This is a genomic window from Luteirhabdus pelagi (genome assembly GCF_016827595.1).
GTDB lineage: Bacteria > Bacteroidota > Bacteroidia > Flavobacteriales > Flavobacteriaceae > Luteirhabdus > Luteirhabdus pelagi.
On record NZ_JAECMS010000001.1, the window covers coordinates 755,444 to 777,870 of the forward strand.

14 protein-coding genes are annotated in these 22,427 nt (G+C 40.3%); 10 read left to right on the plus strand and 4 right to left on the minus strand.

Going from position 1 to position 22,427, the window contains the following annotated elements:
- Positions 1-45: 45 nt before the first annotated feature.
- From I4Q58_RS03530 to rlmB, 9 genes are all read left to right on the plus strand, one after another.
- Positions 46-1,743 (plus strand): BamA/TamA family outer membrane protein, encoded by a 1,698-nt coding sequence (locus tag I4Q58_RS03530; RefSeq protein ID WP_203293753.1) that lies wholly within the window; start codon positions 46-48, stop codon positions 1,741-1,743.
- A gap of 121 nt (positions 1,744-1,864) precedes the next feature.
- A complete protein-coding gene (locus tag I4Q58_RS03535; protein ID WP_203293755.1) occupies positions 1,865-4,963 on the plus strand; it encodes a SusC/RagA family TonB-linked outer membrane protein in 3,099 nt (1,032 codons plus the stop codon).
- 3 nt (positions 4,964-4,966) lie between these two features.
- Entirely contained in the window at positions 4,967-6,364 is a 1,398-nt protein-coding gene (locus I4Q58_RS03540; protein ID WP_203293757.1) for a RagB/SusD family nutrient uptake outer membrane protein, read from the plus strand.
- A 235-nt stretch (positions 6,365-6,599) separates the two neighbouring features.
- Positions 6,600-9,911, plus strand: coding sequence for a SusC/RagA family TonB-linked outer membrane protein (locus I4Q58_RS03545; protein WP_203293760.1), 3,312 nt, complete (start codon positions 6,600-6,602; stop codon positions 9,909-9,911).
- 14 nt (positions 9,912-9,925) lie between these two features.
- Positions 9,926-11,248 (plus strand): SusD/RagB family nutrient-binding outer membrane lipoprotein, encoded by a 1,323-nt coding sequence (locus I4Q58_RS03550; protein ID WP_203293762.1) that lies wholly within the window; start codon positions 9,926-9,928, stop codon positions 11,246-11,248.
- Between the two features lie 196 nt (positions 11,249-11,444).
- Positions 11,445-14,594, plus strand: a complete 3,150-nt coding sequence (locus I4Q58_RS03555) for a SusC/RagA family TonB-linked outer membrane protein (protein ID WP_203293764.1) — start codon at positions 11,445-11,447, stop codon at positions 14,592-14,594.
- An 18-nt stretch (positions 14,595-14,612) separates the two neighbouring features.
- Positions 14,613-16,163 carry a SusD/RagB family nutrient-binding outer membrane lipoprotein gene (locus tag I4Q58_RS03560; RefSeq protein ID WP_203293766.1) on the plus strand — a complete coding sequence of 517 codons (1,551 nt, stop codon included), beginning with the start codon at positions 14,613-14,615 and terminating at the stop codon, positions 16,161-16,163.
- Between the two features lie 11 nt (positions 16,164-16,174).
- On the plus strand, positions 16,175-16,711 hold the full coding sequence (locus I4Q58_RS03565) for a hypothetical protein (protein ID WP_203293768.1): 537 nt from the start codon (positions 16,175-16,177) through the stop codon (positions 16,709-16,711).
- 70 nt (positions 16,712-16,781) lie between these two features.
- On the plus strand, positions 16,782-17,516 hold the full coding sequence (gene rlmB / locus I4Q58_RS03570) for a 23S rRNA (guanosine(2251)-2'-O)-methyltransferase RlmB (RefSeq protein WP_203293770.1): 735 nt from the start codon (positions 16,782-16,784) through the stop codon (positions 17,514-17,516).
- A gap of 3 nt (positions 17,517-17,519) precedes the next feature.
- Here rlmB and I4Q58_RS03575 read toward each other — a convergent pair whose 3' ends face one another.
- On the minus strand, positions 17,520-18,263 hold the full coding sequence (locus I4Q58_RS03575) for a rhomboid family intramembrane serine protease (protein ID WP_203293772.1): 744 nt from the start codon (positions 18,261-18,263) through the stop codon (positions 17,520-17,522).
- Positions 18,264-18,351: 88 nt separating this feature from the next.
- Here I4Q58_RS03575 and I4Q58_RS03580 point away from each other — a divergent pair, with 88 nt between their 5' ends.
- The gene (locus I4Q58_RS03580) at positions 18,352-19,629 is read left to right on the plus strand and encodes a replication-associated recombination protein A (RefSeq protein ID WP_203293774.1); all 1,278 of its coding nucleotides are present in this window, start codon (positions 18,352-18,354) and stop codon (positions 19,627-19,629) included.
- On the opposite strand, the gene I4Q58_RS03585 is transcribed toward I4Q58_RS03580, so the two are convergent.
- Genes I4Q58_RS03585 through I4Q58_RS03595 form a run of 3 tightly spaced genes read right to left on the minus strand, consistent with a single transcriptional unit; the run spans position 19,626 to position 22,401 of the window.
- Entirely contained in the window at positions 19,626-20,435 is an 810-nt protein-coding gene (locus I4Q58_RS03585) for a hypothetical protein (RefSeq protein WP_203293776.1), read from the minus strand. The genes I4Q58_RS03580 and I4Q58_RS03585 overlap by 4 nt on opposite strands.
- Complete coding sequence (locus I4Q58_RS03590) at positions 20,428-21,846, minus strand: DUF5723 family protein (protein WP_203293778.1); 1,419 nt, start codon at positions 21,844-21,846, stop codon at positions 20,428-20,430. Before I4Q58_RS03590 ends, I4Q58_RS03585 begins: the two co-directional genes overlap by 8 nt.
- Positions 21,847-21,852: 6 nt before the next feature.
- The gene (locus I4Q58_RS03595; protein ID WP_203293780.1) at positions 21,853-22,401 is read right to left on the minus strand and encodes a hypothetical protein; all 549 of its coding nucleotides are present in this window, start codon (positions 22,399-22,401) and stop codon (positions 21,853-21,855) included.
- Between the last annotated feature and the right edge of the window lie 26 nt (positions 22,402-22,427).

Below are 22,427 nucleotides of genomic sequence, written 5' to 3' on the forward strand. Positions count from 1 at the left end.
AAAACCGTTGTTGAACTGTTATTTTTACACCAAACACCTAATAGCTTGAACGGGCATACACGAAACTTTCTATACCTTATTATATATGGACTGTTTTCCTCTACACTTTTGTGTCAGGATTTAGAACTGAAGCTTCAGGCTGAAAAGCCTATACCGGAAACATTATTGGATACCATTAATCCGACTACCAATTTTGAAGACTACAATTCCCTACAGGAAGAGTCGGTTCGTATTCTTCAATCGTTTCAGCAACTTGGATACCTATCATCGAACCTGGACAGTCTTAACCGAAAAAACGACTCTATTACTGTCGCAACGTACTTCCTAGGCAATCGCACTAAAAGCATCGTGATTGATTACTCATCAACAAATCTTCAAAAGAAAGAAATTGCGACCTACTTCAAAAATGTAACCGACTCTTCGTTTATCGTTCCCGTTTCACAAGTCGAATCAAAACTTACCGTATTAAATAAGGCGGTTAGCGCAACAGGGACTCCATTTGCTAGGCTCCGACTTACAAATTTAAGAATAGATAACACGGGGAATGTAACCGCCAACCTCGAACTTTCCGAAGGCCCCTCACGCACATTAGACTCAATAGCTATAAAGGGGTATGAGAAATTCCCAAGATCTTTTTTGCGATATCAAGCGGGTATTAGAAAAGGCAGGCCTTTTAGCAGAAGACGACTAATTCGGCAGAATGAACTCTTAGACAACCTACCTTTCGTCGCTACTACCAAGCCTCCCGAAGTATTATTCCGAAAAGATAGCACCATCGCATACCTCTACTTAGAGAAGGAAAACAACAACACCTTCGATGGCATATTGGGGTTTGCCACCGATGCTGATACTCAAGAGTTTCAGCTAAATGGCTATCTGAATCTCGCCTTGAACAACAACTTGAATTATGGGGAATCCTTACTGATCAATTATAAGGCTGATGGTGGTGAGCAGCAAAACTTTAGGGCGCGGATTTCACTTCCCTATTTATTCAAGTCGCCTTTCGGAGTTACAGGTGAGCTCAAAATCTTTAAAAGAGATACCTCATTTGTCACCACCGAACAATTAGCCCGAATGGATATTAGGGCGTCCCCGACATTGTCATTTTTCACGGGTTATAAGGGATACGAATCGAACAATCTTCAGGAGGGAGTTATAGTAGGCAACACCGTAATCGATTTTACGTCGAAATTTTTTACTGTAGGGGGAAACTATGAAGTATTACAGCGAAGCCGACTGTTTCCAGTAAAAGCCACTATTGGAGTAACTTCTGAAATCGGAGAAAGGGAATTACGCGGCATTACGGAACCACAAACGCGACTACACTTTAATGGCGGCTATATCTTCTCGCTTAATAAAACCAATTCAATTTATCTCAAAAACGAAACTGGGATATTATTCAGCGATAGCTACATTACCAACGAACTTTTTAGGTTTGGGGGCATACAATCGCTAAGGGGGTTTGATGAAAACAGTATCGACGCTTCCGCCTATTCAACTTTAATGACAGAGTATCGATTCACGGTAAGCGATCAGTTCTTCGTGCACAGTATTATCGATGCTGGATATTTTGAAAATAGCATCCTATCCATTTCGGAAAATCTATTTGGGTTTGGATTCGGAATTGGGTTTATGACAAAAACTGGACTCTTCAGGCTGAATGTCGCAAATGGAATTTCGAATCAACAAGATTTTGATATTTCGGGCACAAAAGTTCATATTAGCCTCCAATCAAACTTTTAACTTTCAATTAACGGAGAACGCCACAACGCTTAAACTCCACTAAAATTAATGTTCAAAAAGTTGTGTAATTAACTTTTTATTGTGATTTTTGGCGTTGGCTAATTCAAATAAATATTAAAAAATGAAAACAAAGTTTAGTGGAATCCTAACGCTATTATTGGCGTTAGCGGTGCAACTTTCATTTGCACAACAAAAAACAATTACGGGTACCGTAACTGATGATTCTGGCTTACCTCTTCCTGGCGCAAATATTATTGTCAAGGGAACATCGACTGGTACGCAATCGGATTTTGACGGGAATTACTCAATTACGGCTAACACGGGACAAACGTTAGTTTATAGCTACATTGGCTTTACAAGCCAAGAATTTGCTGTAGGCGCCGATAATACCATTAATGTTTCACTTCAACCAGGCTCAGCTCTTGAAGAGGTTGTTGTAACAGCATTTGGTATTCGTAGAAGTCGAAACGAAATAACCGGTAACGTAGTAACAGTAGACTCCGAAACAATTGAAAAAGTACCTTTTGTTAGTGCGGAGCAAGCATTACAAGGTCAGGTTTCTGGTCTACAAATCAACACCACCTCTGGTACCCCGGGTTCTACCCAACAAATTAGAATTAGAGGTATTCAGTCTGTAACTGCAAGTAACGAACCTCTTTACGTTATCGATGGTGTCCCTGTAACAAATGGAAACCTTTCTGGTAGTGCCAACGTTAGTTCTGTAAGCATTTTCTCTTTGGTAGCGCCTAGCAACATCGAGAACATTACGGTGCTTAAGGATGCTGTGTCTACAGCACCTTACGGAGCTTCTGGATCGAATGGTGTTATCTTGATTACCACAAAATCTGGTAAGCAAGGACGAACTCAATTCAACTTAACAGCTACGACAGGTTTTGTAAATGACGCGAGAGAAGGACTCATAGCATTATCTGGTTCTCAAAAAGAAGAACTTATCAGAGAATCTATTTGGCAGACTTTCGGATCTGGTGTAAATGGTGACGGCACCCTTGCCACTAGAGATGATATTGACGGTTTTATTGCTGGACAACCTACCCAATATGCTTCATTGCTTAATTGGATTGATAATGGTCGACCAAATATCAATTGGGAGGATGAAGTTGCAAACGACAACGCAGCTCTTCAAAATGTTAACTTCTCAGTTTCCAAAGGTTCTGAAAATTCAACGTTTTATGCATCTTTAGGCTATAACTATACGGAAGCAACCGTTATTGGATCTGACTTCGAACGTGTAAGTGGAGCATTAAAGTACGGTACTGATTTTGGAGACAAATGGAACTTCAATGTATCGGTAAATGCTTCGAATGCTAAGCAAAATGCCTCACTAGAACAAGCGGCATTCTTCTCGAACCCTAACTTATCTAAGTATTTCCTTTCACCATGGATTAATCCATATAACGCAGATGGCACTCCAAACATTGGTGATGATACTTTTAACGCGTATACTAGTCTTCACAACACATTGTTTACTGCAAGAAAAAACATTCGTAGAAATGATGTTACTAGAGCTTTAGTAAACACTGATTTGAGCTACGAGCTTGCTGAAAACCTTATCTTGAAGACAATTTTTGGTATTGACTACTCCTTAACTTATTATAAAGGATACAACAGCCCACTACACGGTGATGGTATTGATGAGAATGGTACGGTATTTGAATCTTCTTTAAGACTCTTTAACTATACATCTCAAAATCAATTGGATTACAGCTTTACCTTAGGAACAAAACATAATTTCCGTCTTACAGCTTTAACTGAATATGCAAAGTATAAAACATATTCACTATCAGGCAGCGGAGAGAACTTTCCTAATGATTTTCTAACGAACTTGAGTGCTGCTTCGGCCAACTTCCAAGCATCATCTTCTTTTTCTGATAGAACATCTACACGTTTGGTAGGTTTATTTAATTATGATTTCGACCAACGATATGTATTCAACGCTTCTTACTCTTATCAGGGTGACTCTAGATTTAGTCCGGAAACTCGATTTGACAGCTTCTACTCAGCAGGTCTTGCCTGGAATATTCACCGTGAGGCATTCTTGGCAGACTCTAATGTAATATCTACATTACGATTGAAAGGTGGATACGGTATTACTGGTAACGCTGGTATCGGACGTAACCAATTCCAAGCATTAGCAAACTTTAACGCACAGTACGGAGACTCTCCAGGAGCATTCATTGCTGGATTCGGTACGAATGCAGAATGGGAGAAAGGTACAAAACGTGACCTTGCTATGGATTTCGGGCTTTTCAATGGCCGCATTAATGGTACAGTTGGAGTGTATTCTAACACAACAACCGACATGCTTTTAGATGCACCACTTGGTCTTAGCGCCCAATTCATTGGTGACGGAGGAACGGGTAGAGCACTTCAGAACCTTGGAGAAATGGAAAACAAAGGTCTTGAAATTGAAATCAACGCCGATATCATCAGAACTGATAACTTCGGATGGAGTCTAGGTGGTAACTTTACTACTTTAGAAAACGAAGTAACTAGTATTCCTGAAGATTCTGAAATTATTACCGGTACACGTGTTGTGGAAGCTGGAAAGAAAGTTTATGAATGGTACTTGCCTGTATGGGCTGGAGTAGATCCTGCAAACGGAGATCCACTTTTCTATACTGACGAAACTCTTACAGAAACAACTAATGTGTACGCAGAAGCAGAACGTGTATATCAAGGATATAATGCCCTTCCTACTTACAGTGGAGGTATTAACACAAGAGTTGATTTATTCAATTTCTTTGCTGAAGCAAACGTTTATTTTGCTGGCGGAAATAAAATTTTCGAAGATTGGGCAGGATATACCCAAAGTTCTTTAGGTAGTCGTATATTATCCTTTAACGCTACTACTGAAGTATTAAACGGAGCATGGCGTCAACCTGGCGACATTGCTACACATCCAAGATTAGATTTTAACGACCCTATTGTTGCCAATGCAGCATTAGCATCTACAAGATGGCTATATGACGGAGATTATGTTCGTTTGCGTGGACTTGCTCTTGGATATACTTTTGATGGTGATCAAACTAAATCTATGGGAATAGATGGATTGACTATCGCTGTTAGAGGTACGAATTTGTTCACTTGGGTGAAGGAAGATGATTTAAAGTGGGATCCTGAAGTAGAGGCGGATGGATTTACCGACTTATCAACTCCTCCGACCAAAACAATCACGCTTAACCTTAATTTAAAATTTTAAAAGATGAAAAAGAGAATTTATATAATAAAAACGATTTTCGTGGCCATTGCGTCATTGATGATCAGCTCTTGTTCAGAGGATAACTTAGAACCAATCATTGCCGATGATATCCCGGTAGCGGTTCAAACCATTGACGATGCACGTCAGTATCTTAACGGTACGTACGCGTTAATGGCCGACTACAGATATTGGGGTCGAAATATCATTATAGCTGGCGAAGTTCGTGCAGATAATGTTTATGCGAATGGTAACTCTGGTCGTTTTATTCAAACTGCACAGATGAACCTTTTACCACAATCAGGAACGCCTACAGATATCATGCGCTATGCTTATGGAGCACTCGCCAATGTAAACATCCTTTTGGATGCTGCTGAAATCGAAGGCGATCCATCATTAGTAAGTCAAGCTCGCGGTGAAGCATATGCTATTCGCGCGTTAATTCACTTCGACCTTTTACGTTTATACGGTCAACATTTTGTTGAGGGCCAAGGCGGTCTGAACGCTTTAGGTGTATCATATGTAACCTCATTTAAAGGTGAAAACTTATATGTAGCTAGAAGTACCGTAGCGGAAAACCGGGATCAGATATACAATGACTTAGACACTGCTCTTTCATTCCTTTCTGAATCTCAGAATGACCCTACGAAATACTCTATTACCACATATGCCGCATTGGCAATTAAAGGACGAGTCGCTACTTATTTCCAAGACTATGCAATCGCACGCGATGCTTTGTCTCAGGTAATCGGCAATTTCTCCTTGACACCAGCTGATCAATATGTAGATTACTGGGCAGCTGACAATCCAACTTCTGCTTCTGTTTTCGAATTGTTAATCAATGCTACAACTAGTCCATCCATCAACGGTTTGGCAAATATCTATAGAGGAAACTCCTACGGTGATATTGAAGTTCTAGATGACTTCCCAACCGATGCTGAATTTGGTCCAAATGATGTCCGTAACTCTCCAGAAATGATTGGAGAAGATTCGCAAGGAAGACTTCGTAATTTAGGAAAATATCCTACTGGTGGTCTTTTTGACGATAACATCAAAGTGATTCGCTATGCTGAAGTCGTATTGAACTACGCCGAAGCACTTTTAGAAACGAATCCTAGCTTGGCCTTGGAATTTCTTAATAGTATTCCTGAAAATAGAGATGGTACAACCTACTCTACAGCAAACATGACCAATATTCTTAAAGAGCGTCGTAAAGAATTGGCGTTTGAAGGATACAGATTTGATGATTTAGCCAGAACGGGGCGTGATATTCCTGTTATCGACAACGTTAACCAATCGCACGGTGGTCCAGACTGGGGAAGCTATAATTATGCATTCCCAATTCCTCGCCAAGAGGTGGACAATAATCCATTAGCTGTACAAAATTTTGGTTACGGAGAGTAATTAGCAATAATTCTTTTAACTATAAGAAAGCCGCTTTTTAAAGCGGCTTTTTTTATGTCGTTACTAAAGTAAATAGCTAAGCCTCAAAAAGATTATCAAATCATTAATTACTTAACATAAAGTGAGTAATTTTTAATTATGTATTAACATGAATTTTAATTTTTTATAATTTTTCTTTGTTCTTTTAACTTATTTGTCTCATTTTTGTGATATTATTAACAATTTAACCATTCATATGAAGACAAAACTACTCTACATGTTGTGTCTATTTTTGTTGGGGTCTTTCGCCCACTTATTGGCACAGCAAACTTCTATTACTGGAAACGTTTCGGATCAAGATGGATTACCATTACCCGGAGTTAACATTTTAGTAAAAGGAACTTCTACTGGAACGCAAACTGATTTTGACGGAAACTATAGCATTTCGGCAAGTTCAGGGCAAATACTTGTTTATAGTTATATAGGATATAAAAAAGTAGAGCGTGCGGTTTCTAACACTTCATCGAACATAAATGTTCAAATGGAAGAAGATTCAGAACAATTGGGTGAAGTGGTATTAAACGCCATAGGACTCAAAAGAAAAAAAGAAGACGACCTAAGCTCTTCTACCCTCGTTCCTGTTGAAGCGGTTACCCGCTCAGGTGAAGCTGGTCTATTGCAGGGTATGGCCGGTAAAACATCGGGCGTAAATATTATTCGAAGCTCCGGCGATCCTGGAGCTGGTGCCTTTATTCAAATCCGAGGTGCCAATACCATTTTGGGTAACGATGAACCATTAGTTGTTATAGATGGTGTTCTTATCGACAATAGGAATTTCGAATCGGGAGTAGATGGCGTCACGGAACAATCACGGTTAAATGACATACCTGCAGAGGATATAGAGAACATACAAATTATTAAAGGGGCACAAGCGGTAGCGGTTTATGGAACAGGAGCAGCAAATGGCGTTATCCTAATCACTACTAAAACTGGGAAAACAGGTGCCGGGAAAAATTGGCAGCTGAATTACAAAACAGCGCTTTATGTAGATACAGTAAATGAAGAATGGGATCTCCAGGATCAATGGGGACAAGGAATTGATGGAAATTATCGTAATATGGGAGGCGAACGTAACACGTGGGGAGATTTAATTTCTGCGCGACCCGGCGGTCCAGACGGAGTTATCGAGGGGTTATTACGCTTTGAAGCTGAAGATGGGACAATATATTACCCTCTAGCAACTAGAGATGACGGTACGCTCGCCAAAAACTCACGAGAAGTATTCTTGGAATCAAATCGGGATGCTATCCTAGGAAATGGATATACCTTTGAAAACAGTCTTAGCCTTCAGAGAGCATCTGAAAATGGTAGCACCTATATCAGCGCCAACACCTGGAAACAAAATGGTGTTATTCAAGGTAATTCAAGTTACTACAGAAGAGCATTTAGATTTAACAACACGACAGATTTTTCAGATAAGATTTCGGCACGGGTATCCGCAAGCTATACAAAAACTAGTGGAGATCTTGTCCAAACCGGATCCAACCTAAATGGTCTATATCTTGGATACCTTAGAACTTCACCAGATTTCGATATAAGAGACTATAAGGGGACTGCATACGACGCTAACGGCAATGCAACGATTAATGCTCAAAGAGCGTATCGAAATCCCTTGGGGCCGACTTCAGCTTATAATAACCCACTTTGGACAGCTAATGAGCAATCCAATACACAGGAGGTAGATAGAATCATCATAACCCCTGAGTTAACGTATAAGTTTTCCGAGAATGTTTCCCTTACGGCGCGATATAACATAGATACGTATCGTGATCTAAGAAGAACATTCTTCCCTATCAATTCCGCTACAAATGTTGGGAACGGAAATGGATATTTGCAGATCGATGAGCGTTTTGTAAATACACAGTATTTCACAGCATTTTTAAACTCTAATTTTCTGATTTCAGACAATTTCAACTTTAATACACTGCTAGGATTAACGTATGAAGAGAGTAGCTTAGAGAATATTGGCGGCACACTGTTGGAATTCGCGGTTCCCAATATCACTTTAAGCGATTTGATAGATATTGAAAATGGAACCTCCGAAAATAATGATGCATTCGATTTCTATACCTATCGAAAACAAGTGGGCGTGTATGCCGTCGTTGAAGGGGAAGCTTTTAATCAACTACTTTTTAATTTTAGTGGAAGACTAGACCGATCGTCCACCTTAAACAATCAAAATTTCTTCTACCCAGGTATTGCTTTAGGTTGGAAGTTTTCCGAACTTACAGGAACAAGCGATTTCTTTAGCTTTGGAAAACTACGCGCCACGTACGGTGAAGTTGCGGTAGCTCCCATTCCCTATTCTCTTTCTCAAGGCTTTGTTGGTGGTGGTGTAGCCTCCTCCTGGGGGGACGCTTTAAACGGAAGTCAATTTGGAACGCTCTCATCAAGAGAAAATTCACAAGGAAACCCCAATCTACAAGTAGAACGTGTGAAGGAATTTGAAGTTGGGGCCGACTTCAAGTTTATTAATAACCGTATTAACTTGTCCGCTACATACTATAATAGAGAAACTGAAGACGCCCTACTTCAAAGAAATGTTGCCCCGTCTTCGGGTTATACAACCCTTGTTTCAAATGCAGCCAATATTAGCAACGAAGGATTGGAAATAGACCTTGGGGGAACGATCATACAAACCGACAGATTTAGATGGTCAGTAAATGCTAACTATAGCTTTAATGATAACCTTGTCACCAGTCCTGACGGTAATGGCGAACAAATCGTAGCGCTTAACGGATTTACCGGCTCAGTTTCTGCAGTGTACGATGGCGAACCATTTGCTGTATTTGCAGGAAACCCTCTACAACGCGATGAAAATGGCGACATACTACTCAGTGAATTCGGGTTTCCTCTACTAGATAACGAAGCCGGTGAGGTTGTTTTAGGAGATCCAAACCCAGATTGGCGTGGAGGTTTAGGAACCCTTCTCGAATTTGATGGATTACGACTTTCAGCTCAATTCGATGCTATGCAAGGAATGGATGTGTGGAATGGAACTAAAGGAGTATTGTATCATTTTGGGGTGCACGAGGACACCGCAAATATAGTAACCGTTTCCGAAGCCGAAGCGCAAAGTATCGTAAACTATGATGGGACGCCTATCGCAGAAATACCGTACGCATGGCAAAATGGCGATGGCTCTTATTCGGTAAGAGGAAATCTATACGATTTTGGCAGTGGAACTGTATTGCTTGACCAGATTTGGTATAATGAAGGTACCGCAAGTGGTTTCGCGGGATCCCCTGAATTATATGTAGAAGACGCTTCCTACATTAAGCTACGTGAATTAACGGTGGGGTATTCATTCCCAAAACGCTTTACCGATACCATGGGGGTTAGTTCCCTAGATGTGAGCGTGTCAGGAAGAAACCTTATTACCTGGAGCGATATAGAAGGATTCGATCCCGATAATAACCTTACAGGTGCCTCTAAAGGCCGTGGATTGGAATATTTCACAAACCCATCCACCAGTTCGTATATTTTTACAATTCGACTAGGACTCTAAAAAAATAAAGCAATATGAAACTATTTTATAGAATTAGCATTTTATGTCTCCTATCCCTAACAATGATTTCTTGCGAGGATTTATTGAAGGGTTCTAATTTAGAAGATGATCCAAATACTGTAGGAGAAGTTCCCACAGTCAACCTAATTAGCCAAGCAGAGCTTGTGGCTGTATATTTGGCCGAGAGTGACGCTGTTAGATATGGCGGAATCTTTTCAAACTATATCGTTGGATTAAACAACCAATGGGCAGGTTATGAAAACTATTCATTTACCCCTACCGATTTTGATGCTCTTTGGAGTAACCTATATGTGGAAGGCATTACACAAGCTCGTTTGGGTAAAGCTAGCGCACAATCTGAGGCTGACGATGACGCATATGCGACGGCACTATTTTTTGAAGCAATGTTTTTAGGTGAGTTGGCAGCATCCTTCGGTGATGTTCCAGATTCTGAAGCAGGAGGCTCAACTGATTCTCCTGTTTACGACCCGCAAGCACAGGTTCTTCAAAACGTTCAGTCTTTGCTTGATGAGGCAATTGCCGTTGGAGGAGGCGCTACCTTTTATTTCTCAGATAGTTCTGGGGGGACATCCTCTGGGACAACTCTACAGGAATTAGCCTATACGCTGAAAGCCAGATATTACTTGTTGGTACGAAATTACGGAGACGCATTGTCTGCTGCTCAAAATGGGATTTCTAACAATGGTGATGGCTTATATGCCGTTCATACTAATTCTGGAGGTGCTCAAAACCTGTATTGGCAATTTGCCTTTCTTCAGAGAGCGGGCGACACCACCACCGAAAATTCATATTTAGAAGAACTGGTCGATACTACAAATGATGTTAATAGATTATTGGACACTCCCGGCGAATCAGCAAGATATAACTTCTACTATGATGAAAACGGTGATTACAACTTGGAAGAAGGTGTTGGCATCTTTGGACCGGATGCGAATGCGCCAATTGTTTCATGGTACGAAAATCAGTTGATTCTAGCCGAAGCAGCTTATAGAACGAACAACGAAACATTAGCTCGTAATACATTAAACGGAGTTCGTGCAGAATTAGCGGACCAATATGGTGCCTCTTTTCCAAATTCTACGGCTTCCGGGAACACTCTATTACGTCATATTTTAGAAGAGAAATACATTACACTTTTTCCATCAGCACAGACAGCACATGATTTAGCCAGAACCGATAACTTGTTGGGAGTACCACTTAAACAAGGCAGTCAGTTACCGCAGCGATTTTTGTATCCACAAGCAGAACTCGATGCGAACCCGAATGCGCCACAACCGGTACCAAGTTTATTTACTCCAACTCCTATCAATCAATAGGAAAATTAATTTATCGGTAAAAAAAGCAGCCTCTTAAAAGGCTGCTTTTTTAATTTCAGTATTTTAGAAAATCAATTGTAATTACTAATTAGTTGTAACAAATTAAATTCCCAAGAAGTGAAATATTAAGAAATTCTGTGGTTGTTTAACAGATAATTAGCATTTTTGTAATAAACATTTTAAAGTATTCTAACTAATGAGAACAAAATTACGATTGATCCTAAGCGGTTTTTTCTTGTTGACCAGCACGTTTTTATTGGCGCAACAGAAGACCATTTCTGGTTCCGTTACTGATAATAACGGATTGCCGCTACCAGGAGTGAATATTCTGGTAAAAAATTCAACGATCGGAACGCAGTCCGATTTCGATGGAAACTACACTATTCAAGCAAGTACTGGACAAACACTAGTGTTTAGTTATGTAGGCTTCTCAACACAAGAAGTTCCAGTAACAGCGGCATCAAATACTGTTAATGTTACGATGTCCGAAGATGCTGCACAATTAGATGAAGTTGTGGTTACAGCACTTGGCATTAAGAAAGAGAAGAAAGCGTTGGGATATGCTGTTACAACACTTAACTCTGAAGATATCGAACAACGTGCTACAGGGGATATCACGAAGATTCTTCGCGGTAAAGCTGCTGGTGTAAATATTATTAATGCTAGTGGTCTTTCCGGGGCAGGATCTAGTGTTGTAATTCGTGGCCTTACCTCTTTTGGCGATAACCAGCCACTATATGTAGTAGATGGAGTACGGTTCAATACTGCGACCAACGGTACTGGAATAGCGGGCACAAGTCGCTCTTTAGATATTGATCCTAATAATATCGCTAGTGTAAACGTCCTTAAAGGTCTAAGTGCCACCACCCTTTATGGGGCTGATGGCCGTAATGGTGTTGTTGTAATTACTACAAAAGCAGGTAATGCTGGCGCCAATATTAATAAGAAAACTGAAGTCACATTAACGGTATCCACTTTCTTCAACGATATTGCTTCTCTCCCAGACTTTACTGATGAAAGAGGACAAGGGTATTATGATGCATACTATAATTTCTTTGGAAACTGGGGAGCTACTTTTGGCAGAACGGATTATGGAAATATTGATAGCGAAGGTCAGGTGGCCCATCCATATGGCCTTGGTAGCCCTGTCTTTAATGATGGGTTTCCAGATCTAGCAGACTCGAGAGTTGACTACAAGAATTACAAATCGCAAGAAAACTTTTTTAGAACTGGTATTGTAAAGAATATCAATGCAAATGTAAATGGAGGAACAGAGAATTTTGGATATAGCATGGGTATTAGTCATCTAGATGACGAAGGATTCATGCCTGGCAACAACCTGGAACGTAATAGTATTTCTATCGGAGGTAATGCCAAGCTTGCAAACAAATTTGATGTTTCTTCTACTTTAAATTATTCTCGTGTTAATTTCAGAGCACCATTTGTTGGTCCTATTTTCACAGGATTATTGAACACCCCTAGAAGTATAGACTTGGAAGGTTTTCCATATGAGCATCCCTTAGACGGTCGTGAAATCAACTTTCAAAACGATTCGGGAGCATCTAACCCTTATTGGTACTTAGACAATTCCAAGGTAGGTGAGGAAGTTGATAGAACCTATGGACAGATTTCTGTTAGCTACCCATTCACCGATTACTTGAATGCAACCTATACTTTCGGTACGGACATCGCTATCGAACGTCGAGAATCTCAAGTTAACCGTGGTAGCACCAATGCAACATTTGTCGATGGTAGTTATGATACAAGCACACTAAAGACAAGTCTATTCACGCACACATTCCTATTAAATTTCGATAAACGTTTCTTCGACGATAATTTCGGGATTTCTGCGAATGTTGGTGTGGATATTTCTAGAAGAACAGAAAAAATTGAATTAACAAGCAGTTCTATTCAGACAGTTTTTGATCAATTTGGACATCAGTTTTTTGAAGAGACGTCTGGTAATTCTCAAGAGTATGAACTTAATCGACCTGGTATCTTGGCGCAAGCTACATTCGATTATAAAAATATCGTTTTCCTAACCGGAAGTGCTCGAAACGACTGGACCTCCAACTTCGTAAACAATTCACAGTTTTATCCTGGAGTAGGCCTATCGGTAATTCCCACCGAAGCTTTCGACTTTTTGAAAGGAGACGTGTTAGGTTACTTGAAATTACGCGGAAACTACGGTTCTTCTGCAAACTTCAACGTTCCAGGCGGTTCTGCATTTGGAAATTTTACTCCTTATCCGATTCAACAATTGTTGAGTCAGAATTCCAATTTGATCACATTAAATGGAACACCTATCAGTACAGATTTTGTCTCAAACTCATTAGCTAACAGCGACCTTGGCCCTGCATTGGTTGAAGAATATGAAACAGGATTGGAAGCACGCTTCTGGAATAGCAGAATTTCATTAGATGCGAGTTACTTTAAACGAGTTACTAGTGATTTGATTTTCTCCCGACAGCTAGATCCTTCAACAGGATATACTACCTATCCCCAGAACGTTAATGAGTTCGAGATTGATGGTATCGAGATTCAACTGAATGCAACCCTTCTTCAATCTGAAGACTTCTCGTTTAGCCTAGGTGGAAACTTCACCAAGAATGACTCTGAGGTAACAGAATTAGAAGAAGATAGATTTGCTGTAACAACCCTCGGAACAGTAGGGAACTACCTAATTGAAGGAGAGCCGGTCAATATTATATTAGGTGAGGTTATTGCAACTGACGAAGATGGCAACCTTTTAACTAATGGTCGCCAATATGAAATTGCAGAAGATATCGAAATTATCGGTAATCCTAACCCAGATTGGGTTGCCTCTATGTTTACTGCTATAAATTATAAGAATCTTTCCTTAACCGCTAATCTTCAATACAGACAAGGTGGAGACATTTATTCTTCAACCGCCCGTTCTTTGCTAGGTCGTGGTTTAACAACAGATACAGATGGCTTGCAAAATGCTGGTTTTGTACTGCCAGGAATAAATACAGCTACAGGGGAACCTAACGACGTTGTTATTAGTGCAGGTGATGCCTTTTTTAACGAATATAATAACGGACCGGACCAATTCGGAATTTTCGATGGTACCACAATACGTTTACAAGAGGTGGCGCTTACATACGCCTTTACTTCTAAACAATTAGATAAGACACCATTTGGAAGATTTTCAATCTCAGTAGTAGGTGAGAACCTCTACTATAAAGCCTTAAATATTCCTGATGGACTAAATTTAGACACTAACTCTATCGGTACTGGCGTAAATAGTAATGGAGCTGGTATTGAAGGTGGCGTTAGCCCTTCTTCTAGAAGAATTGGTGTTAGTGTAAAAGCAGCATTTTAAAAAATAAAAATAGCAGACATGAAAAGTATATATATAAAATCAATTTTGTTGGCAATTGTACTTACAACATTTTCTTGTGAGACAATTGACACAAACTTAACGGAAGACCCTTCCAATCAGGGTGCCGATGAGGCAACTCTCGAGTTCCTTATTAACGCAAGCCAAATTGGATTGGTAGATTATTTTGAAGACTTACAATTCTTCAACGCGCAAGTATCTCGTATGGAATTGATGAGAAATTCACCCTTCTATACAAATCAATTCACGACAGACACCTTTGACGAAAGCTGGATCAACGCTTATGCAGATTGCCTTGTTGAAATCCAACAATTAAAGGAAATCGCTAGTGGTATTGAAGATGAAGAGGTAAATGCAAATAATATTATTGCAATGGCTCAAATTATGGAAGCCTATGTAATTATTTCGCTAGTAGATACCTTCGGAGATGTTCCTTATACTGAGGCTTTACAGGGGGGTGAAAATTTAGCTCCAGGTAGAGATTCTGGAAAAGAAATCTATGTTGACGCTATTGCACTCCTTCAAAATTCAATTAATTTAATTGATGCGGGTGGAAGTGTTAATATTCCTTCTGACTTGTATTATGACGGAGATGAAGAAAAATGGAGAGCTTTAGCCAACTCACTATTGCTAAAAGCTATTGTACAATCACGATTGGAGAGTTATGACAATATAGATGCCAATGCTATCATTAATTCCATTATTGATAACGGAGGTTTTATTTCTAATAATAATGGTGACTTTCAGTTCGATTGGTCAGTTGAAGCTGAACCAGAAAGTCGACATCCATTATTTACAGCTCAATATATAGCAGGTGCTTCATTATATATGTCTGAACCTTGGATCCGAAGAATGGAGGATGATCCTCGATTCAATTATTATTTCTATTTACAAAATGGGGAGATATTTGGAAGAGAACACGGTGATGCTGGTCCAAACGTAGCGTTTGAATTTCCGAACATTACCGTACATGGCCTATATCCTGTAGGAGGAAAATATAATGATGGAACAACTGGACCAACGAATGCTTCTATGGGCGCTGCAGGTGCCGGAGCATCCATTATAATGACTCAAGCATTCTCTTGGTTTTATATTGCCGAAGCAGAACTTATGATGAATAATGATCCTGTAGCAGCAAGAAATGCTTATGAAGCAGGAATTCAAGCGTCAATGGACAAGGTCACAAACTTTAGACCATCTGCAGTACCTTCCGGAGAAGGTGCAACATCTACAGAAATTAATGACTATATAGCGGAAGCATTGCAGCGTTATGACGATGCTGCAGGCACTGATGCCAAGCTTAATGAAATTATCACCGAGTTTTATAAAGCTGCCTGGGGTAATGGGTTTGAAGTTTACAATAACCTAAGAAGAACGAGTTATCCAGATGATTTGGCACCATCCATCGTATCCGATCCGGGTACTTTCACCTATACTATGTACTATCCTGCTATTTACGTAAATAACAATAGCAACCCAGATGCACAACAGAAAAGCATTGCTGAAAAAGCATGGTGGGCGCAAAGTACTTCATTTAACCTTGACTACTAAAAAAATAAATTATGAAAAAATATTTCAAACATATTGTAACAGCGATGGTACTTCTCGTTACGCTTAGTAGCTGTAATGATGATGAGCCATTTTTCGGCGATGAAATTTTTAGTGACGATGCTCAATACCCATATGTCGGTATCCAAGATAGAAATGAGGATTTAGAGGACATCGTGGGAAATAATTTCTGGGATTTTAGATTAACGGCAGAGAACAATGGAAATCAAGTGAGGATCGACTATAATTCACAGGATGAAAACATTGTTTCTCATGATGTAATTGTAGGCTTCGATGGAAATACAAGCCCCCCGGAAGATGGAGTTGTAATTGCTACGATAACCGAGTTCCCCACGGAATTAGTTTTCACAAAAGCTGACATAGCAGCTGCCTTAAACGTTTCAGAGTCTGACCTTGATACAGGGAGCGTTTATTTCGGAGGTTTTAGTATCGATGCAGATGATCATGTAATCTCGGATCCATCTGTACTAGAAACTTTTTTGATTGCTGAAAGACATGCTTATTTTTATGAATGGCCTCTTAATCAATAAAATTATTTTTGATTAGAAACTAAACCGCTGCTTCGCGTATTATGAAGCAGCGGTTTTTTATTTTTGTATTATGAAAAAAGAAAGCATCGTATTTGGAATCTATCCAGTATTAGAAGCCCTAAAGTCCGATACTACTATTGGCAAAGTATATATTCAAAAAGGATTGAGAAGCAGCAAATTGGATGAGATACGTTCGGCAATCGATTTCGATACCACTTCCGTTAATGAAGTACCCGTCGAAAAATTAGATCGGCTCACCAAAGGAAATCACCAAGGCGTTGCTGCCATTATCTCCCCTATCACATTTTCTACCATTGAAGAAGTAGTAGAGAAAAGCTTGTCAAGCACAAAAACACCCTTGTTTTTACTCCTTGATCAAATAAGTGACGTCCGTAATTTCGGAGCTATTATCCGAACAGCAGAATGTACAGGCGTGGATGCCATTATCATTCAGAAAAAAGGTGGAGCTCCTGTTACCGGCGATACGGTAAAAGCTTCAGCTGGTGCCATTTTCAACGTGCCTATCTGTAAAGTAGATCATATAAAGGATGCCATATTCTATTTACAGGGTTCCGGTATTTCTACTATAGCCGCTACAGAAAAAACAGCTACTTCTATTTATGAGCAAAAATTAGATGCTCCCATCGCAATTTTGATGGGAAGTGAAGGCAAGGGAATCTCCAAATCGGTACTGTCATTGGTAGATCATCAAGCTTCTCTCCCACTCTTAGGTGAAATAAACTCATTGAATGTGTCGGTAGCCTGTGGCGCCTTTTTATATGAAGTGGTACGGCAACGTGCGTAACGGCTATTCTTCTTCACTTTCTTTCTTAGGAATGAAACGATAGGTAATTTTAATTCTAGGAGACACCGATACTTCTTCCTGCTTTGGGTTTTCTATAAAGTTACCATGTTCATCAAATTGCTGAAGAAAAGGATCTTCCTCGGGATTGTAGTCGTCTCGCTGCCAATCATATTTTTTTTCAGGAATTTTTGGTCCTTTAAATACATAGGCGAACACCGTCCCAACTATAAAACCACTTAAGTGACCTTCCCACGAAATCTTATCATCTATGGGAAAAACATACCACAGCAAGCTTCCATATAAAAAGACAACTACAAATGACAGTGCGGTAAGCCTGTATTGCTTGGATCTAATTCCACTAAAGAACAAAAATGCTACTAACATATAAATAACACCGCTTACCCCTATATGCCATGCTGGACGGCCTATCAGCCATGTAATAATTCCGGTTAGCAGATAACCTAAAATTAAAACCATCCATTTGGTTCTTCTATAGAAGTAAAACAGAGAGGCTGTAAGTACTAAAAGCGGAATAGAATTATTAAATAAATGCTCTAAGCTACCATGAACGAAAGGACCTGTAAAAATTCCCATCACCCCTTTGGTGCGCATCGGATAAATACCGAATTCCCTTAAATTAAAACCGAAGCGAATCTCCGCCCAATAAATAACCCACAGCATCCCCACCCATAACAGTGGAAATAAGAAAATACCGGGATAGAAGCGTAAGGGCGTCGTTTTTTCCATTAGTATTCCAAATAACAAATAATGCTCCCAAGATAACCAATATGTTACTTTGTCAGTTGCGCTATATCTAAAATCGTACTTTTGCAGTATGAACACACCATTGGCAGAGCGCATCCGACCTAAAACGTTGGAGGATTATATCAGTCAGCAGCATTTAGTAGGACCCCAAGGATCTCTTACCAAGCAGTTACAATCGGGAAACCTGCCCTCGCTAATTCTATGGGGGCCACCAGGTACCGGCAAAACGACTTTAGCAAATATCATTGCTAACCAATCAGACCGTCCATTCTATCAGCTCAGTGCCGTTGATAGCGGTGTTGCAGCGGTTCGGGAAGTTATCAATAAAGCGAAGCAGAGCGATTCCCTATTCTCTACAAAGAACCCTATTCTATTTATAGATGAAATCCACCGCTTCAGCAAATCGCAACAAGATTCATTGCTCGGCGCGGTCGAAAAAGGATGGGTGACCCTTATAGGTGCTACTACCGAAAACCCAAGCTTTGAGGTTATTCCCGCACTTTTATCTCGTTGTCAGGTATACACCTTAAAGCCTTTTACAAAAGAAGACCTAGAAGCCCTTCTACACCGTGCGATTGAAAAAGATACGTCGCTTTCAAAAAAAGACATATCACTTTCAGAAACGGAAGCCTTATTACGCATTTCAGGAGGTGATGCACGCAAACTTTTAAATACACTCGAATTGTTGGTGACTTCGGAGGAGAAAGATGAAGTGAATATCACGAACGACATGGTGCAACAGAAAGTACAGCGAAATACGGTCTTGTACGATAAAACGGGCGATCAGCACTATGATATTATTTCTGCCTTTATTAAATCGATTCGGGGCAGCGACCCTAATGCAGCGGTCTATTGGCTAGCGCGAATGATTGAAGGCGGAGAGGATGTGAAATTCATCGCCAGACGCTTGGTTATTTTAGCGTCGGAAGATATAGGGAATGCGAATCCCACAGCCTTAGTCATGGCAAACAATACCTTTCAGGCGGTAACCACTATTGGGTATCCCGAGGCTCGTATTATTTTAAGTCAGTGCACTATTTATTTAGCAACTTCTGCAAAAAGTAACGCCAGTTACGAGGCGATAAACAAAGCGCAACAGGCCGTACGGCAACAAGGCGATTTATCGGTGCCCTTATCCATTCGAAATGCCCCTACCAAATTGATGAAAGAACTTGGGTACGGAAAGGAATATCAATATGCCCATAACTATGAGGGCAATTTTGTAGCCCATGAGTTCTTACCAGATGAAATAAGTGGTACTACTTTTTACGAGCCTGGAAGGAATGCAAGAGAATCTAAGCTACGTGATTATTTAAAAGTGCTTTGGAAGGATAAATATAACTACTAGTTCTTTGTAATGGTATAGGTCTCGGGACCCTGATCCCTAAAAATGGTCATGTTATCGTTTTCATCAAAATAAACATCATAACTAGCCCCTTTCATATCTTTCAATTGAAGCCCATTTTCTGTTTTGAGCAAGGTTCCGACCTCTATAAAACCTGAACTATCCATATCAGATTTTTTATATAGTATGAAAATTTCACCTTTTTGACGTAAAAGATAGGAGGTGTCGTTTCGGGAATATTCTGAAAATTTTGACGAAGGCATTGGACTCATATTTTGCTGATCAGCCTCCTCAGTATTAGTTTCACTATCGGTATTAGTAGTTACTACTGGCGTTGTCGACTCCTTTTCGACAGCAGCAATTTCATTCGTTTCAGCATCTGGAAGCACTTTCGGTTGTCGAACCCCCATGGTTTCCATTGCCGATAGGGCTTCTCGGAGCGCTACTTGATATGCTTTTCGAAACTCCTTGAACTTACTTCTTCCCTCTGGACCTTCAAAAACAATACTGCCATTACAATCTTTGAAGATAATTTGTAGATCGGTACGTAGGAATGCCCTATTCTTCACCACATCGGCATATAATCCATCACACCGCTTAAAATTTGGTACTTTGCCAGCCATATAAGCATTAAAACCATGCTTCTCTAAATAAAACCGAGTCATGCTATTTAGCTGATAGCGGTCTTTTCCTTCCAAGAAATCGTACTGCTCTGGAACCACCACATAGCTGTAATTATTTAATACATCCTGTCCGAAAACCATCGTGCTAAACGACATTACTAAGACCGCAAAATAGTATTTAATCATCCTCACCAATTTTAATGTTTAATCCGAGTTGTAAAGATACACTTTTTGCTTTCGCCAAATTGTTATACCATAATAGGTTGTCGGCAGCAAGATACATATTGAAGCTGCCTATATCGGCCACGACACCAAGGCCAATATTTGAAAATGAATAGGGATCTATCGTATAGGTAGCTTTAGCCGACAAAAACTGCCACAGTTTTCGGTAATAAAATGCGGTGGCAGCCAATTGTGGTCCTTTCGGACGAAATATGGTGTACAGCTGACCACCTATTGCCTGATTGGTATCAATGGCTCCGTTCAGATTTTTGCAATCGCAGGCTGCGCCACTTCCCACCGGTAGGCCAAACCTATATTCAACCGCAGCATTGACCTTCAACGGTCGTAAACGGGTATATCCATTAGTAATTGTATCTAAACCTACTCTTTCTTCAATATCATCTTCAAGATTTGAATAATAGGGAATGGTTTCCTCTCCTTCGCCCAACGGAGGAAAAATTAGCTCAATTCCGCTTAGGTCATAAGAGCCATTTACTTGATACGTCTCTACATCCTTTCCATAAAACGTCACACCAGCGTCTAAAATGCTTCCGCTAACCGTCCAATTACGGCCAATATCGTATGTAGCACCTATATCGAACCCAACCCCAATATTTCCGCCGAATAAGCTACGTCCTAATAGCTCACTCGTTACGGCATTAGCACCATCCAATTCTTGTAGCGAAGCAAAACCAGCTGTCTGTAAGGACACATCGGCATCAATTAAACGGTGCCTATAGATATTGTCGCCATCTTCAGATACCTCCGTAACAAACGTCCCTTGATTATCAGTGCTTGAAAATTGAATCATACTAGAATATAATTTCGCCCGGACACCAACGGTAAGCGCATCGGTCAACGCCTTATTCGCACCGAAATGGTATACGGTCATCATTTCACCTGAAACATTCAATTCACCCAAATCGAAAGGATATCCGATATAGTCTCGATTTCCTTCCCAAGCTAATATGGCAAGGTCTCTCGGAAAGTAACTTATAATATCCAACTCTTGATACACACCTCCTGAAAAATAGATTTCATTCCGCGCACGCCAGCCAAAGTCTAGTAAGTGTAGTTGTTCCGTGGCGGTAAAAAAGTCCTCCGCTTCCATATCGAAAATTGCAGTACGAATTCGATCATTAATATCGCCTGCATTCTCTTGAAAAATATCATAGGCCGCGATCCCCGAAGCACCTGCATTGACATGAAGTTGCGATAATAATGGAATACCGATATGGACCTTCTGCGAAACCTTGCCCCCAGGATTCAGCAATAAGTGCTGTGGCACCTCATCCATTCCATAGAGCAGTTGTTTGTTCTGGGCAATAGAAGTTCCACCCCAAAAGGCAAAAAGACAAATCAGTAATGTTCGCATAAGTAGTTACAGTTCCAAATAGTAGGTTGTTTTCGACTGAAGATTTAGGGATCCCTCAAGAGAAGCATCGGCCGAGGGAATGGTCACCGACACCACAACTTTAGAAGCGCGCGTAAGGTCATCAATTGTTTCCCCTTCTACCGTTTCTTCGAAAATGGTTTGCTGCGGATTTTGGGGTGTTCCGGCTATAACGGTAGTAGCGGTCTGATAGGTCGATTCGTTATTACTTCCCCGAAGAAAGGTGAAATCGACCTCGAACTCACGCGGTATGGAATTCGTAAATTCAAAGTAGAAATCTGCTCTCCGAATACTTTCTCTACTGAAACTGTCATCCAAAAAACGTAATTCAGTAGTATCGCGCAGTGTAAGTGTTGGCAGTTCGGTTTCGGGATCGATGAAATCTTCAGCTATAAGATCGAAATAGATCAGATCCAATTCTACCACAGGAGTTAGCGTGATATCCTCTGCCTGATCGAAATCAGTGTCTTTCACACAGGATATACACATCAGTAAAACTGCAACGGCAGCAATGTGCGGAATGGTTATAAACTTCATGGGGCTGGGGATTTACAAAAATAACG